14 protein-coding genes are annotated in these 14,834 nt (G+C 64.2%); 7 read left to right on the top strand and 7 right to left on the bottom strand.

Annotated elements, in window-relative coordinates:
- Positions 1–218: 218 nt before the first annotated feature.
- The 3 genes from NOV72_RS29825 to NOV72_RS29815 all read left to right on the top strand — a co-directional run bounded on the left by NOV72_RS29825 (position 219) and on the right by NOV72_RS29815 (position 3,052).
- Entirely contained in the window at positions 219–491 is a 273-nt protein-coding gene (locus tag NOV72_RS29825; protein ID WP_106858117.1) for a hypothetical protein, read from the top strand.
- An 83-nt stretch (positions 492–574) separates the two neighbouring features.
- Entirely contained in the window at positions 575–2,404 is a 1,830-nt protein-coding gene (locus NOV72_RS29820) for an aminopeptidase P family protein (protein ID WP_106858116.1), read from the top strand.
- Between the two features lie 24 nt (positions 2,405–2,428).
- A complete protein-coding gene (locus tag NOV72_RS29815) occupies positions 2,429–3,052 on the top strand; it encodes an HAD family hydrolase (protein ID WP_106858115.1) in 624 nt (207 codons plus the stop codon).
- An 18-nt stretch (positions 3,053–3,070) separates the two neighbouring features.
- Here the strand turns inward: NOV72_RS29815 and NOV72_RS29810 are convergent, their stop codons facing one another.
- From NOV72_RS29810 to ychF, 4 genes are all read right to left on the bottom strand, one after another.
- Complete coding sequence (locus NOV72_RS29810) at positions 3,071–4,198, bottom strand: DUF748 domain-containing protein (RefSeq protein ID WP_106858114.1); 1,128 nt, start codon at positions 4,196–4,198, stop codon at positions 3,071–3,073.
- A gap of 145 nt (positions 4,199–4,343) precedes the next feature.
- The gene (ettA, locus tag NOV72_RS29805) at positions 4,344–6,011 is read right to left on the bottom strand and encodes an energy-dependent translational throttle protein EttA (RefSeq protein WP_106858113.1); all 1,668 of its coding nucleotides are present in this window, start codon (positions 6,009–6,011) and stop codon (positions 4,344–4,346) included.
- 143 nt (positions 6,012–6,154) lie between these two features.
- Positions 6,155–6,475, bottom strand: coding sequence for a DUF3761 domain-containing protein (locus NOV72_RS29800; protein ID WP_106858112.1), 321 nt, complete (start codon positions 6,473–6,475; stop codon positions 6,155–6,157).
- Between the two features lie 128 nt (positions 6,476–6,603).
- A complete protein-coding gene (gene ychF / locus NOV72_RS29795; protein ID WP_106858111.1) occupies positions 6,604–7,698 on the bottom strand; it encodes a redox-regulated ATPase YchF in 1,095 nt (364 codons plus the stop codon).
- A gap of 200 nt (positions 7,699–7,898) precedes the next feature.
- Between ychF and NOV72_RS29790 the strand changes: the two genes are divergently transcribed.
- From NOV72_RS29790 to NOV72_RS29775, 4 genes are all read left to right on the top strand, one after another.
- On the top strand, positions 7,899–9,071 hold the full coding sequence (locus tag NOV72_RS29790; RefSeq protein ID WP_106858110.1) for a UbiH/UbiF family hydroxylase: 1,173 nt from the start codon (positions 7,899–7,901) through the stop codon (positions 9,069–9,071).
- A 49-nt stretch (positions 9,072–9,120) separates the two neighbouring features.
- Positions 9,121–9,852 (top strand): DsbC family protein, encoded by a 732-nt coding sequence (locus tag NOV72_RS29785; RefSeq protein WP_106858109.1) that lies wholly within the window; start codon positions 9,121–9,123, stop codon positions 9,850–9,852.
- Between the two features lie 158 nt (positions 9,853–10,010).
- A complete protein-coding gene (locus NOV72_RS29780; protein WP_106858136.1) occupies positions 10,011–11,810 on the top strand; it encodes a M61 family metallopeptidase in 1,800 nt (599 codons plus the stop codon).
- Between the two features lie 142 nt (positions 11,811–11,952).
- Entirely contained in the window at positions 11,953–12,549 is a 597-nt protein-coding gene (locus tag NOV72_RS29775; RefSeq protein WP_106858108.1) for an FMN-dependent NADH-azoreductase, read from the top strand.
- A gap of 53 nt (positions 12,550–12,602) precedes the next feature.
- On the opposite strand, the gene NOV72_RS29770 is transcribed toward NOV72_RS29775, so the two are convergent.
- From NOV72_RS29770 to trpC, 3 genes are read right to left on the bottom strand one after another with little or no spacing between them, the layout of a single operon-like run.
- A complete protein-coding gene (locus NOV72_RS29770; protein WP_106858107.1) occupies positions 12,603–13,382 on the bottom strand; it encodes a uracil-DNA glycosylase in 780 nt (259 codons plus the stop codon).
- Complete coding sequence (locus NOV72_RS29765; RefSeq protein WP_106858106.1) at positions 13,379–14,029, bottom strand: CYTH domain-containing protein; 651 nt, start codon at positions 14,027–14,029, stop codon at positions 13,379–13,381. Before NOV72_RS29765 ends, NOV72_RS29770 begins: the two co-directional genes overlap by 4 nt.
- Before the next feature lie 19 nt (positions 14,030–14,048).
- Positions 14,049–14,834, bottom strand: coding sequence for an indole-3-glycerol phosphate synthase TrpC (gene trpC, locus NOV72_RS29760; protein ID WP_106858105.1), 786 nt, complete (start codon positions 14,832–14,834; stop codon positions 14,049–14,051).

The raw sequence follows: 14,834 nt of genomic DNA, 5'->3' as shown, positions 1-14,834 counted from the left end.
GAGCATGGCTTCGGTGCCTTCACCTGAAGGCAGCACGGCCCTCGATATGGGCGAGCGGCATTTCGCCGCCGCCGGCTGCGGAATTGAGCGCCTTGCCATCGACAACCCGGCCCCCTAAACTCAGCCGCTACGCACGACGTCGACCTTTTCGCCATGATTTCCGAACGCAACACGCGGCCTTTTCCCGAGCATTCGATTCCACCGGAGCACCGCCGCTGATGGGCTGGATCGGACTGATTTTTCTCGGCGCGGTGATCGGCGCGGCCGGCTGGTGGCTGCATCCGCTGCGGCGTGCGGGACGCGGTGCGCACGGTCCGGCGGGACGCATCTGGACGGCCATCGCCGCTGGCATACTGGCGACGGTTGTTGCGCGCATGCTCGGCAATATCGTCGACGTGTATCACGACGGCGATACGCTCGAATGGCTCGCGTGCGCGGTCTTCGCGCTCTTCGTCGTGACGATGACCGTCGGGCTGGCGGCGCGCCGCTGATCCACTTTTTCTGACGCGCGACGGGTGATCCTCGCCGCGCCGTGCTCTTCGCGCCCTACGCGGGCTTTCACGCAGGTGACTTCATGAACGATCGCATTGCAGATTCAGCCATTCCCGAGCCCGCCATGTTCGCGGGGCGCATCGCGTCGTTGCGCGGGCAGATGGCGCTCGAAAAGCTCGCCGCCGTGCTCATTCCCTCCGCCGATCCGCATCTCTCCGAATATCTGCCGGAACGCTGGCAAGGACGCCAATGGCTCTCGGGCTTCACCGGATCGGTGGGCACGCTCGTCGTGACGGCGGATTTCGCGGGCGTCTGGGTCGACAGCCGCTACTGGATGCAGGCCGAAGCTCAACTCGCGGGCACCGGCATCGCGCTCGTGAAGATGATGGGCGGCCAGCAGACCGCGCCGCACGTCGAATGGCTGGCGGACAACGTGCCGCCGGGCGCGACCGTCGCCGTCGATGGCACCGTGCTCGGCGTCGCGGCGGCGCGCGCATTGTCCGAGGCGCTGACCGCGCGCGGCATCGTGCTGCGCACCGATCTCGACATGCTCGATTCCGTGTGGCCCGCGCGTCCCGGCTTGCCGGATGCGACCGTCTACGAGCACGCCGCGCCGCATGCGAGCGTCTCCCGCGCGGACAAGCTCGCGCAAGTGCGCGGCGCGATGCAAGCGAAAGGCGCGCAATGGCACTTCGTTTCCACGCTCGACGACCTCGCGTGGATCTTCAACCTGCGCGGCGGCGATGTCAGCTACAACCCGGTCTTCGTCGCGCATGCGCTGATCGGTCTCGATGACGCGACCATTTTCGTCGCCGACGGCAAGGTTCCGGCCGCGCTCGTCGAATCGCTTGCGCGCGACAACGTGCGCGTCGCGCCGTATCCCGCCGCGCTGGAATCGCTCGCTTCGTTGCCGGCCGGCTCGACGCTCCTGATCGACCCGCGCCGCATCACCCACGGCCTGCTGGAGAAAGTGCCCGCGTCGGTGAAGATCGTCGAGGCGGTGAATCCGTCGACGTTCGCCAAGTCGCGCAAGACCGCGGCGGAAGCGGAGCATATCCGCGCGACGATGGAGCAGGACGGCGCCGCGCTCGCCGAATTCTTCGCGTGGTTCGAAGACGCGCTTGGCCGCGAACGCATCACCGAACTGACGATCGACGAGAAACTGACCGCCGCGCGCGCGCGCCGTCCGGGCTTCGTCACGCTGAGTTTCGGCACCATCGCGGGCTTCAACGCGAACGGCGCGATGCCGCATTACCGCGCGACCGAGGCTTCGCATGCCGTGATCGAAGGCAACGGGCTGCTGCTGATCGATTCGGGCGGCCAGTATCTGAGCGGAACGACCGACATCACGCGCGTCGTGCCGATCGGCGAAATCAGCGCGGAGCACAAGCGCGATTTCACCGTCGTGCTGAAAGGCACGATGGCGCTTTCCCGCGCGCGCTTTCCGCGCGGCATCCGTTCGCCGATGCTCGATTCGATCGCCCGCGCGCCGATCTGGGAAGCGGGCGCGGACTACGGTCACGGCACGGGGCATGGCGTCGGCTACTTCCTGAACGTGCACGAAGGCCCGCAGGTGATTTCGCACTACGCGCCCGCCGAATCGTGGACGGCCATGGAAGAAGGCATGATCACGTCGATCGAGCCGGGCATCTATCGGCCGGGCAAGTGGGGCATCCGCATCGAAAATCTCGTGATGAACCGGGCGGCGGGCAAGACCGAGTTCGGCGATTTCCTCGAATTCGAAACGCTGACGCTGTGCCCGATCGATACGCGCTGCATCGACTTGACACTGTTGCGCGACGATGAACGCGCGTGGCTCAACGCGTATCACGAGACAGTGCGGACCCGCGTGTCGCCGCATGTGTCGGGCAAGGCGCTGGCGTGGCTCGAAGCACGCACGAAGGCAATCTGACGGACGGCACAGGAGCAGAGCGAGATGACCATCAAGGCAGTCGTGTTCGATTTCGGCGGCGTGCTGATCGACTGGAATCGCGATTATCTCTACAAGCATCTGATTCCGGATGAAACCGAGCGCCGCTGGTTTCTCGACAACGTCTGCAAGATGGAGTGGGTCGTGCAGCAGGACGGCGGGCAGACGATCGAGGAAGGCACGGCAGAGCTGATCGCGCTCTATCCGGAGCACGAAGCGTTGATCCGCGCGTTCTATGCGCGCTGGCCGGAAATGGTGTCGGGCGTGATGGAAGAGGGCGTCGCGCTCGTCGACCGGCTGGAGGCCGCGGGCGTGCCGCTCTTCGGCCTGACGAACTGGTCGGCGGAGACTTTTCCGTACGCGTGGGAGCGCTTCGACGTGCTGCGGAAGTTTCGCGAGATCGTCGTGTCGGGGCGCGTCGGACTCGTGAAACCGGATCCGCAGATTTTCGATCTGATGCGCGCGGAAATCGACAAGCAGTTGCCGGGCGTTCGGCCAGACGAACTCGTGTTCATCGACGACAATCTGAAGAACGCGCAAGCCGCGACCGCGCTCGGCTGGCACGGCGTTCACTACACCGGCGCGCTCGATACGGAAACGAAGCTGCGCGCGCTGAATCTGCCGATCTGAAAAAGCGCACGCAACGCGCTACTGCCCCAGCAGATTCTTGAGCGCGTTGCCGATTCCCCGCACCGTATCGCCCGCGCCGCGCGCGACGCCTTCCGCGCTCACGCCGAGCGCTTTCGCGAACCCGGCCGCGAGCTTCTTCGACAAACTCTCGCTAAGCGAAAACTTCGGATCGCGCAGATCGCCGTCGAGCACGAAATCGAGCTTGATCTGCTCCTTGCGGTCTTTCAGCGCGGCGATCGCGGCTTTGGTCGGAATCGAGAGAAAGGTGTCGAGCGGATTGCCGGCGTCGCTGATCTGCAAGTGATTCAGCGTGAGCGTGCCGGGCGCGTGAATGCGGTAATCCTTCACGGTCGAGTCGATCGTCAGGTCGATGGTGCCGCCCGTCACCGCCGCCCTCGCGCCGGCCTTCTTGAGCAGATACGGATCGAGCGTCGCGACATCGACGCTGCGCAAGGTCGCGCGCGTCTGCGAATCCTTGTTCGCGATGACCATCCAGCCGCCCCACGTCACCGTGCCCGTGTGCGACGGACCTTTGATCGAGCCGGCCATCGACAGCTCGGTGCGGTCGGTGAGCGCGGGCAGATGAATGTGATCGACGGTGGCGCGTGCATCGCCGATCAGCACGCGATACGGCGGGTCCTGCACGGAGCCGTCGAAGAACTCCATCGAACCGCGCTCGAACGACACGCGATCGATGAGCTTTTCCTCTTTCGCATGTTCGTCGCGCTCGCGGCTGTCGGGCGTGGCGTCGGCTTTCTGCGCGGTTTCCCGAAGCCCCGGCAGGATGCGCACGCGGCCATCGGCGGAGCGGACGATCGACAGATAGTAGTTGTCGACGCTCACGCTGCGCAGGTGGATCGGCCGCGAGATGAGCGAATGCATGTCGACATCGAGCACGATGCGTTCGGCGCGCATGGCGTCGCTCGCCGGCCAGTCTTTCGGGCCGCGCAGACGCACGCGCGAGAGCGTCACGTGACCGAAGCCGACGTCGATTTCCTCCACCGAACCGTTCGGGCCGAGTGTCTCGAGGATGCGCTCCTTCATCTGATGCACGACGAACAGCCAGCCGCCGACGCCTAAAACGACGAGCGCCGCGACGACTCCGACTGCCCAAAGCGCCCCCCGCCGCGCGCTCGATCTCGCCATCTGAGTGTGTCCCCCGTGCCGGCTTATCGAAAAGTGCCGCTCGAAAATGAAAGTGGCGACTGCGTCCTACACAGTCGCCACTTTTGTGCCTGACGTCGGTGCGCGCGCCCGCATTGGCGCGCGGAAAATCATCAGACGTATGCGCTCATCGCGTGATCGGCTTGTAGCGCAGACGCTTCGGCTTCGCGGCTTCTTCGCCGAGACGCTTGCGCTTGTCGGCTTCGTATTCCTGGTAATTGCCGTCGAAGAACTCGACATGCGAATCACCTTCGAACGCGAGGATGTGCGTCGCGATGCGGTCGAGGAACCAGCGATCGTGCGAGATCACCATCACCGAGCCGGCGAATTCGAGCAGCGCGTCTTCGAGCGCGCGCAGCGTTTCGACGTCGAGGTCGTTGGACGGTTCGTCGAGCAGCAGCACGTTGCCGCCGGCGATGAGCGTCTTCGCCAGATGCAGACGGCCGCGTTCGCCGCCCGACAGATTGCCGACGAGCTTCTGCTGATCGCTGCCCTTGAAGTTGAACCGGCCGATATACGCACGCGACGGCGTTTCGTACTTGCCGACCGTGAGCACGTCGGCGCCGCCGGAGATTTCCTCGAACACGGTCTTGTCGGCGCCGAGCGCGTCGCGACTTTGATCGACATAGGCGAGCTTGACGGTCGGCCCCTTGACGATCTCGCCCGAATCCGGCTGCTCCTTGCCGGTCAGCATGCGAAAAAGCGTCGACTTGCCGGCGCCGTTCGGCCCGATGATGCCGACGATCGCGCCCGCCGGAATCTTCATGTCGAGATTGTCGATGAGCAGGCGGTCGCCATAAGCCTTGCTGACGTTCTTGAACTCGATGACTTCATTGCCGAGACGATCGCCGACCGGAATGAAGATTTCCTGCGTTTCGTTGCGCTTCTGATATTCCTGGCTGTTGAGCTCTTCGAAACGCGCGATACGCGCCTTCGATTTCGCCTGACGGCCCTTCGGATTCTGGCGCACCCATTCGAGTTCCTTCTTGATCGCTTTTTGACGCGCGGATTCGCTCGATTCTTCCTGCTTCAGGCGGTCTTCCTTCTGGTCGAGCCAGCTCGAATAATTGCCCTTCCACGGAATGCCGTGGCCGCGGTCGAGTTCGAGAATCCATTCGGCGGCGTTATCGAGGAAGTAGCGATCGTGCGTCACCGCGACGACGGTGCCCGGATAGCGCGTGAGGAACTGCTCCAGCCATTCGACGGATTCGGCGTCGAGGTGGTTGGTCGGTTCGTCGAGCAGCAGCATGTCGGGCTTTTGCAGCAGCAGCTTGCACAGCGCGACGCGGCGCTTTTCGCCGCCCGACAGATGTTCGATTTTCGCGTCCCACGCGGGCAGGCGCAGCGCGTCGGCGGCGACTTCGAGCTGTTGCTCGGGGCTGCCGCCATCGCTTGTCGAGAGAATCGCTTCGTACTTCGCCTGTTCGGCGGCGAGGGCGTCGAAATCGGCGTCCGGTTCGGCGTATGCGGCGTAGATTTCGTCGAGCTTCTTTTGGGCCTGGAAGACGTCGCCGAGACCTTCCTCGACGGCCTGACGCACGGTCTGCTGCGGATCGAGCTGCGGCTCCTGCGGCAGATAACCGATGTTCAGATTCGGCATCGGCGTGGCTTCGCCTTCGATGTCCTTATCGACGCCCGCCATGATCCTGATGAGCGTCGACTTGCCGGAACCGTTCAGGCCGAGCAAGCCGATCTTCGCGCCGGGGAAGAACGAGAGGGAGATGTCTTTCAGGATCTGACGCTTCGGCGGGACGATCTTGCCGACGCGGTTCATGGTGAAGACGTATTGGGCCATGTTGTCAGTGAGTGATTGAGGGTATGAACGCGGCGCGCCCGAGTGGGCGCGCGAGGGTGTCCGGTCGCGCGGTTGAGCGCGTTCCTGCCGCAGCGCCTGGCGCGGGCGGGATCAAATCGCATTGTACTTCGCGGTGCGATTCGTCACTGCCAGCTCGCGACGCCGCCGTGCCGCGAGCACGTGCCGCTGTGATGCCGACTGAAGCTGTATGAACCGTCGCGGCATCGGGCCGTTGCTCCTGCGGGGACGGCGCCCGAGCGCGTGTGCGCGGGCGAGTGGACGACGTTGCCGTCGTGGTTGATGTAGTGGCCGTGGTTGTCGAGGTCGCTCTCGTCGGGTTGCGGCTGGTACTGATGTTGATCGCCGCGATAGCCGAAGGCACCGGGTGTCCACGCGACGCTCGCCGCGATCAGCGCAGTGACCGCGAACGCCCGCAACACGCTCGTTGACGCGTGTCTCTTCATTTTCTTTTCTCTCGTTGTTGTTATTTATCGCGCATCGCTGCGCTGCCTCATCCGCGCAAGAAAAAAGCGGAGTCCCTTTATCGGGTACTCCGCTTCTTGAGGCAAGCCGCTTTGACGGTTCTTGACGTTTACACGTTAAACAAGAAATTCATCACATCCCCGTCGTGCACGACGTACTCCTTCCCTTCCGCCCGCATCTTCCCGGCTTCCTTCGCTCCTTGCTCGCCCTTGTACTGAACGTAGTCATCGAACGAAATCGTCTGCGCGCGGATGAAGCCGCGCTCGAAATCCGTATGAATCGCGCCAGCGGCCTGAGGCGCCGTATCACCGATATGAATCGTCCACGCGCGCACTTCCTTCACGCCCGCCGTGAAGTACGTATGCAAACCGAGCAGTTTGAACCCCGCGCGAATCACGCGGTTCAAACCCGGCTCGTCCATGCCCATGTCGGTCAGGAATTCGATCTTGTCGGCATCGTCGAGATCGGCGATTTCCGCTTCGATCGCCGCGCACACCGCGACCACCGGCGCGTTCTCCGCTTCCGCGTGCTTGCGCACCGCGTCGAGATACGGGTTGTTCTCGAAGCCGTCGTCCTTCACGTTCGCGACGTACATCGTCGGCTTCGACGTGATCAGGCAAAGCGGCTTGATGGTCAGCAACTCTTCTTCGGTCAGCGAAAGGCCGCGCACCGGCTTCGCCTGATCCAGTTGCGCGCGCACCTTCTCGAGCACGGCGACGAGCTTCGCCGCTTCCTTGTCGTTGCCCGATTTCGCCGCCTTCGAATAGCGCGTGAACGCCTTCTCGACCGTCGCCAGATCGGCGAGCGCGAGTTCGGTGTTGATGACTTCGATATCCGCGATCGGGTCGATCTTGCCCGCGACGTGAATCACGTTCTCGTCTTCGAAGCAGCGCACGACGTGCGTGATCGCATCCGTCTCGCGGATGTTCGCGAGGAACTGGTTGCCGAGGCCTTCACCCTTCGACGCGCCCGCAACCAGCCCGGCGATATCGACGAACTCGACCACCGCCGGAAGAATGCGCTCGGGCTTCACGATCTCGGCGAGCGCGTTCAGACGCGAGTCGGGCACTTCGACCACGCCGACGTTCGGCTCGATCGTGCAGAACGGATAGTTCTCGGCGGCGATGCCCGCCTTGGTCAAAGCATTGAAAAGTGTGGACTTGCCGACGTTGGGCAAGCCGACGATGCCGCATTGGAGGCTCATGGGATCCTTCGAACTGGTGAGACGGCGCGGGCCGCGCGGGTTTCGTCAAAAATGGTGCGCAAAGAGCGGGCGAGAACCGTCCGCCACGCTGCGGCCGCGTCAGACGGCCGGGCAAACTGCTATTGTACCGCCGCGCCAGCGCGCACAAGCGGCCGCCTCCACCCGCAAACCCGCTCGAACCCCACGGCTATAATGCCCGCATGACTCCGCATCCCCTCAGATTTCACGCTGTCGTCGTTGGCGGCGGGCTCGTCGGCAAGACGGCCGCGCTCGCGCTCGCGCAATCCGGACTGCGCACCGCGCTCGTCGCGTCGCGTGCCGCCGGCCTGCCGCCGGGCGCGGCGTTCGATTCGCGCATCTACGCGCTGTCCTCGAGCTCGCAGGCGCTGCTGGAGCGGCTGCGCGTCTGGCAGGCGCTCGATCGTGCGCGTCTCGGTCCGGTGTTCGACATGCGTGTTTTCGGCGACGCCCACGCGGAACTCCACTTTTCGGCGTTCCAGGCGTCGGTGCCGCAGCTCGCGTGGATCGTGGAATCGTCGTTGATCGAACAATCGCTCGACGCCGCATTGCGCTTCCAGCCGAGCCTCTCGTGGTTCGAATCGCGCGCCCAAGGCATGACGGTCGAGGCCGACGCAGCGCATGTCGCGCTCGCGAGCGGCGAAATGCTCGAAACGGATCTGATCGTCGGCGCGGACGGCGCGCATTCCTGGGTGCGCGCGCAAATGGGCGCGAAGATGAATCGCCGCGATTATCGGCAGACGGGTGTCGTCGCCAATTTCCGGGCCGAACGGCCGCACGGCGAAACCGCGTATCAATGGTTCCGCGATACGGAAATCGTCGCGCTCCTGCCGTTGCCCGGCGATCACGTTTCGCTCGTGTGGTCGGCGCGCACGGAACACGCCGACGAACTGCTCGCGCTCGATCCGGCCCAACTCGCGGCTCAAGTCGAACAGGCGACGCAAAACATGCTCGGCACGCTCGATTGCGTGACGCCCGCGCAGGGTTTTCCGCTCGGGCTTCAGACCGTCGACAAGCTGATCGCGCCGCGCGTCGCGCTCGTGGGCGATGCCGCGCATCTGATTCACCCGCTCGCGGGACAGGGCATGAACCTCGGCCTGCGCGACGTGGCCGCGCTCGCGGATGTCATCGCGAACAAAGAGTCGTTCCGCGATCTCGGCGATCCGATTTTGCTGCGCCGCTACGAACGCGCGCGCCGCGAAGACATCCAGAAGCTCATGTTCGCGACCGACGGCCTGCAGCGGCTTTTTTCCGTGCCGGGCACGCTCGCGCGCGCGGTGCGAAACACGGGCATGGCATTCGTCGGCGCACAGCCGCTCATCAAGCGCTGGCTGGTGTCGGCGGCGCTCGGTTGAATTCACTCACTTTCGCGCGCGCGAGGCCGCGCGACATACAGGAAACCGCATGAAAACCACCATTCGTATCGCCCTCGCAACCGCCGCTGCGTTCGTCGTCGCGCTCGGCATCGGCGGTTCGGCGCAGGCCGATGAAATCACCGACAAGATCAAGTCGGCGCTCGAATCGCGCATGGGCAACGCCACCATCAAAAGCATTCAGAAGACGCCCGTGCCGGGGCTCTACGAAGTGAATCTCGGCTCGCAGATCGTCTACAGCGATGCGACCGGCAACTACGTGCTGATCGGCGATCTCGTCGATACGCGCAGCAGCAAGAATCTCACCGAAGCGCGGCTCTCGGAAACCAACAAGATCGACTTCGCGAAACTGCCGTTCGAGAACGCGGTGAAGGTCGTGAAGGGCAACGGCAAGCGCAAGATCGCGGTGTTCTCCGATCCGAACTGCCCGTACTGCAAGCAGCTCGAATCGACGCTCAAGTCGATCGACAACGTGACGGTCTACACCTTCCTGTACCCCGTGCTCTCGCCCGATTCGACGGCCAAGTCGAAGTCGATCTGGTGCTCGCAGGATCGCGCGAACGCGTGGGAAAGCTGGATGCTCGACCGCAAGGCGCCGACGATGGCCGCATCGTGCGATACGACCGCCATCGACAAGAATCTGAAGCTCGGCCGCTCGATGAACGTCAGCGGCACGCCGACCGTGTTTCTCACCGATGGCCGGCGTCTGCCGGGCGCCGTGCCCGCCGACCGGCTCGAAAAGGAACTGTCCGCCGTGCGCTGAGCGCGGTTCGAACGAGGAAGGGAGGCGCGTCAGGCGCCTCTTCTGTTTTTACGGTCTTGCTTTTGCGAAAGCGCATCGTAAACAAGCAAGGCGACGGGCGCGGCCCAGCGCCCAGAACAAGAACAAAGGACATCGAGATGACTACGCTCATGCAAACGATGCAGCCCGTCCGCTACCGCATCGTTCCAAAAAATCCCGCCGCGCATCTCTTCGAAGTGACGCTCACCGTCGCGGCGCCGGACCCCGCCGGACAGCGTTTCATGTTGCCGGTATGGATTCCGGGCAGCTACATGATCCGCGAATTCGCACGCAATATCGTGACGCTCCAGGCGTTCAACGCGGCGGGCCGCAAGATCGCGATCGAAAAGATCGACAAGCACGCGTGGCAAGCCGCGCCGGTCGACGGCCCGATCACGCTGCGCTACGAGGTCTACGCGTGGGACATGTCCGTGCGCGCCGCGCATCTGGACGACACCATCGGGTTCTTCAACGGCACGAGCACGTTCCTCGCCGTGGAAGGGCAGTCGGCGGCGCGGTGCATCGTCGATATCGAGCCGCCGCAGGGCGGCGCGTATCGCAACTGGCGCGTCGCGACGGCGCTCGCCGAAGCGCGCGGCACGAAGCGCTACGGCTTCGGCAGCTATGAAGCGGCGAATTACGACGAACTTGTCGATCAACCTGTCACGCTCGGCGAATTCGCGCTCGGCAGCTTCACCGCGCACGGCGTGAAGCATGACATCGTGATCTCGGGGCGCGTCGTCAATCTCGACATGAACCGGCTCGCCGCCGACCTGAAGCGCGTATGCGAAGCGCAGATCGCGCTCTTCGAGCCGCGCACGAAGAAAGCGCCGGTGGAACGCTATGTGTTCATGACCGTCGCCGTGAGTGACGGCTATGGCGGGCTCGAGCACCGCGCATCGACGGCGCTGATCTGCAATCGCACCGATCTTCCGGTACAGGGCCGCCCGGAAACGACCGAAGGTTATCGCACCTATCTCGGCCTGTGCAGCCATGAGTACTTCCATACGTGGAACGTTAAGCGCATCAAGCCGGCGGCGTTCGCGCCGTACGATCTGTCGCAGGAGAATTACACGACGCTGCTGTGGCTCTTCGAAGGCTTCACGTCCTACTACGACGATCTGATGCTCGTGCGCAGCGGCCTCATTTCGACGAGCGACTACTTCACGCTGCTCGGCAAGACGATCGGCGGCGTGCTGCGCGGCACGGGGCGCCTCAAGCAGTCCGTCGCGCAAAGCTCGTTCGATGCGTGGGTGAAGTACTACCGCGCCGACGAAAACGCGTCCAACGCGATCGTCAGCTATTACCAGAAAGGCTCGCTCGTCGCGCTGGCGTTCGATCTGTCGATTCGCGCGCAAACCGGCAACCGCAAGTCGCTCGACGACGTGATGCGTCTGCTGTGGCAGCGCTACGGGCGCGACTTCTACCAAGGCAAGGCGCGCGGCATTCTGGAGGAGGACGTCGAGGCGCTCTTCGCCGAAGCGACCGGCGCGGACCTGCGTTCGCTCTTCCGCGACGGCGTGCGCGGCACGCGCGATCTGCCGCTCGATACGCTGTTCGAGCCGTTCGGCATCGCGATGGCGCCCGATTTGCCGGGCAACGGCGCATCGGTCAAGCCCTCGTTCGGTGTGCGCGTGCGCGGCGGCGCGGACTGTACGCTGGCCGTCGTCCATGAAGGCAGCGCGGCGCAGAAGGCGGGATTGTCGGCGGGTGACGTGCTCGTCGCGATCGACGGACTGCGCGTGACCGGCTCCAATCTCGACGCGCTGATGTCGCGTTATCTGCCGGGCGCGAAGGTGGAGGTGCACGCGTTCCGCCGCGACGAGCTGCGCCGCACCGAGGTCAGGCTCGACGGGCCGGAAGCCGCGCGCTACGTGCTGACGGCCATCGACGGACGCGGGCCGTCGAAACAATGGCGGGAGCGCTGGCTGAAAGGGTGATTGCGGCACCGGCGGCGGATTGTTCTACCGTTGCAACAATCCGTCACGACCGGATGGCTTTTTCCCGAGGGTCGAAATGAGAAGAATGCTTACCTGACGGACGCAGAGCGCGCCCGAAACCTGACAGAGATAGGAAGCCATCATGACGACGATTCTGCAAATCAACTCCGCCGCCCGTTCGCAAGGTGCTCAATCGACGCTGCTCGCCGACGAACTGACCGCGAAACTGCAACAAAGCAATCCGGGCGCAAAGCGCGTCGTGCGCAATCTGCTGGGCGACAGCCTGCCGCACCTCGACGACGCCACGCTCGGCGCGTTCTTCACGCCCGCCGATCAGCGCAACGCGGAACAAGCGGCGATCAACGCGAAGAGCGAAGCGCTGATCGCCGAGTTGCAAGCGGCGGATATCGTCGTGATCGCGGCGCCGCTGTACAACTTCGGCATCTCGTCGCAACTGAAGACGTATTTCGACTGGATCGCGCGTGCCGGCATCACGTTCGCCTACACGGCGAACGGTCCGGAAGGTCTCGTGAAGGGCAAGAAGGTGTACGTGGTGTCGGCGCGCGGCGGCAAGTACGCGGGCACGCCGAACGATTCGCAGACGCCGTTCCTCAAGACGTTCCTCGGTTTCCTCGGCATGACCGACGTGAGCTTCATCTACGCCGAAGGCCTGAACATGGGTCCGGACGCGGCTGGCGCGGCGCTGGCATCGGCTCGCGAGGCGATCGCCGCTGTCTAAGCGCTTGTGCTTCTGTTTCAACGAAAACCCCGCGCGGCGGGGTTTTTGCTTTTCTACGCCAGCAATTCCGGCACTTCGGGCAAGCGCCAGTCGATCGCCGCGCGCCCGTGCTGCGTCAGATATTCGTTCGCGCGCGCGAAATGTCCGCAGCCGAAAAATCCGCGATACGCCGACAACGGCGACGGATGCGCCGCTTCCAGCACGCAATGCGACTTCCCCGTGCCTTCGATCAAACCGCGCTTCGCCTGCGCGTGCGCGCCCCACAGCATGAACACGAGGCCGTCGTGACGCTGCGCCATTTCGTGGATCAGCGTGTCGGTGCATTGCTCCCAGCCGCGCTTCGCGTGACTGCCGGCTTTGTCGCGCTCGACGGTCAGCGACGTGTTGAGCAGCAGCACGCCTTGCTTCGCCCATGAATCGAGACAACCGTGCGCGGGCGCGGGAAAACCGAAACTCGCGTGAATTTCCTTGAAGATGTTGCGCAACGACGGCGGCGGACGCACCGGCGCGGGCACCGAAAACGCCAGGCCGTGCGCCTGCGGCGCGCCCTTGTCCTCGCCGTGATAGGGGTCTTGCCCGAGAATCACGACCTTGACGTCGCCGGGACTCGTGAGCCGCAGCGCGCGAAAGACATCGGCGGGATAAACCGTCTTGCCGGCGGCGCGCTCGGCATCGACGAACGCGCACAACGCCGCATAGTGCTTGCCGCCGATAAACGGCTTCAGATGCGTGCGCCAGCCGGCGGGCAGCGCTTCGAACTGGCTTTCGAGCGTCAGGAAAGCCGACGCAGCCGCGGTTTCGTTATCCGCAAAAAGGGAAGGCTGTTGGCTCATGCTCGGACGTTGCGGACTTTTTCGGGCTGTTCGCGCAGGAAATATCCGCGCTGGGCCTTGCTGAGATCCTCGGGGACGATTTCGGGAAATGCGCCGCGCAGTTCCGCGGCGAGCATCGAAAGCGCGGTCTCGTCGCCGGATTTCAGTTCCAGCTCCAGCTCGCTGATGTCCGCGCGACGCGTTTCGCCGTCGACTTCGGCGGTGATCTCGCCGAGATCGAGCGCGACTTCGATCTGCGAACCTTCACGCTCGATGTTCCACACGATGCGCCTGAAGTCGGTCTTGAACAGCGCGATGAGATCGGGCGCCGCGCGTTCCAGCGCTTCGCGCGAGGCTTCGTTGTCGCAATCGGCGATCAGCGCTTCGATTTCGAGCGCTTCGCCTTTCACAGGCAGTTCCCACTCGTGACGGTTGCTCAGGCCCGCGACCGATTTGCCGAGCGTCTTGAACGTCTGCAGCCATTGTTCCGGCGTGCGGCGCAGGCGCAGCGCGGACTTCGCTTTCGCGAGCGCGCAGTCCGGCGTATCGAAATAGACGTTGGCCAGGTCGAGCGGCTTGCCCGCGCCGGTGCGCTCGTCGAAGAAGCGCGCGACGTCGTCGTGTTGCGACGGCGCGAGCGCGAGTTTGAGTTCCCGTTCGATGCCCATGCGGTTCCTGTCGGTGAGTTCAGAAGAACATGCGCGCGAGTTCCGCGCCGGGATCGTCGGCGCGCATGAACGCCTCGCCGACGAGGAATGTATGCACGCGCATCGCGCGCAGCCTGTCGACGTCGAGTCGCGACAGAATGCCCGATTCCGTCACGACGATGCGGTCATCCGGCACCGATTCCAGCATGCCGATGGTCGTGTCGATTGTGGTCTCGAACGTGCGCAGATTGCGATTGTTGATGCCGATGAGCGGCGTCTTCAGCGTGAGCGCGTCGCGCAGTTCGTCGGCGTCGTGCACTTCGACCAGCACCGCGAGCCCGAGCGAATGCGCGTAGGCTTCGAGATCCTGCATGTGCGAGAGTTCGAGCGCGGCGGCGATCAGCAGGATGCAGTCCGCGCCCATCGCGCGTGCTTCCAAGATCTGATACGGATCGATGATGAAGTCCTTGCGCAACACCGGCAAGCTGCACGCGGCGCGCGCCTCTTCGAGATACGCGACGCTGCCCTTGAAGAACTGCACGTCGGTGAGCACGGAAAGGCAGGCGGCGCCGCCTTTTTCGTACGAACGCGCGATTTCGGCGGGCACGAAGTGCTCACGCAGCACGCCTTTCGACGGGCTCGCTTTCTTGACCTCGGCAATGACCGCCGCCTGATTCGCCGCATGTTTCGCCCGCAATGCGCCGACGAAATCGCGCAGGTCGCGCGCGCCGGCTTCGAGCTTCAGCGCTTCGAGCGGCGCGCTCTGTTCGGCGGCGCGAATTTCCTCGCGCTTGACCGCGATGATGCGATCCAGAATGTCACTCAT

This window comes from Caballeronia novacaledonica (assembly GCF_900258035.1).
Taxonomy (GTDB): domain Bacteria; phylum Pseudomonadota; class Gammaproteobacteria; order Burkholderiales; family Burkholderiaceae; genus Caballeronia; species Caballeronia novacaledonica.
The sequence above is the reverse complement of the archived record's forward strand: the minus strand, read 5'-3'. Positions and strand labels throughout refer to the sequence as shown.

Coding starts and splice junctions, on each gene's coding strand:
- NOV72_RS29765 (WP_106858106.1), bottom strand. CDS start 14,029: ATGGGCATCGAACGGGAACTCAAACTCGCGCTCGCGCCGTCGCAACAC.
- NOV72_RS29790 (WP_106858110.1), top strand. CDS start 7,899: ATGACTCCGCATCCCCTCAGATTTCACGCTGTCGTCGTTGGCGGCGGG.
- NOV72_RS29825 (WP_106858117.1), top strand. CDS start 219: ATGGGCTGGATCGGACTGATTTTTCTCGGCGCGGTGATCGGCGCGGCC.
- NOV72_RS29770 (WP_106858107.1), bottom strand. CDS start 13,382: ATGAGCCAACAGCCTTCCCTTTTTGCGGATAACGAAACCGCGGCTGCG.
- NOV72_RS29775 (WP_106858108.1), top strand. CDS start 11,953: ATGACGACGATTCTGCAAATCAACTCCGCCGCCCGTTCGCAAGGTGCT.
- NOV72_RS29780 (WP_106858136.1), top strand. CDS start 10,011: ATGCAGCCCGTCCGCTACCGCATCGTTCCAAAAAATCCCGCCGCGCAT.
- ychF (WP_106858111.1), bottom strand. CDS start 7,698: ATGAGCCTCCAATGCGGCATCGTCGGCTTGCCCAACGTCGGCAAGTCC.
- NOV72_RS29810 (WP_106858114.1), bottom strand. CDS start 4,198: ATGGCGAGATCGAGCGCGCGGCGGGGGGCGCTTTGGGCAGTCGGAGTC.
- NOV72_RS29820 (WP_106858116.1), top strand. CDS start 575: ATGAACGATCGCATTGCAGATTCAGCCATTCCCGAGCCCGCCATGTTC.
- NOV72_RS29815 (WP_106858115.1), top strand. CDS start 2,429: ATGACCATCAAGGCAGTCGTGTTCGATTTCGGCGGCGTGCTGATCGAC.
- NOV72_RS29785 (WP_106858109.1), top strand. CDS start 9,121: ATGAAAACCACCATTCGTATCGCCCTCGCAACCGCCGCTGCGTTCGTC.
- ettA (WP_106858113.1), bottom strand. CDS start 6,011: ATGGCCCAATACGTCTTCACCATGAACCGCGTCGGCAAGATCGTCCCG.
- NOV72_RS29800 (WP_106858112.1), bottom strand. CDS start 6,475: ATGAAGAGACACGCGTCAACGAGCGTGTTGCGGGCGTTCGCGGTCACT.
- trpC (WP_106858105.1), bottom strand. CDS start 14,834: ATGAGTGACATTCTGGATCGCATCATCGCGGTCAAGCGCGAGGAAATT.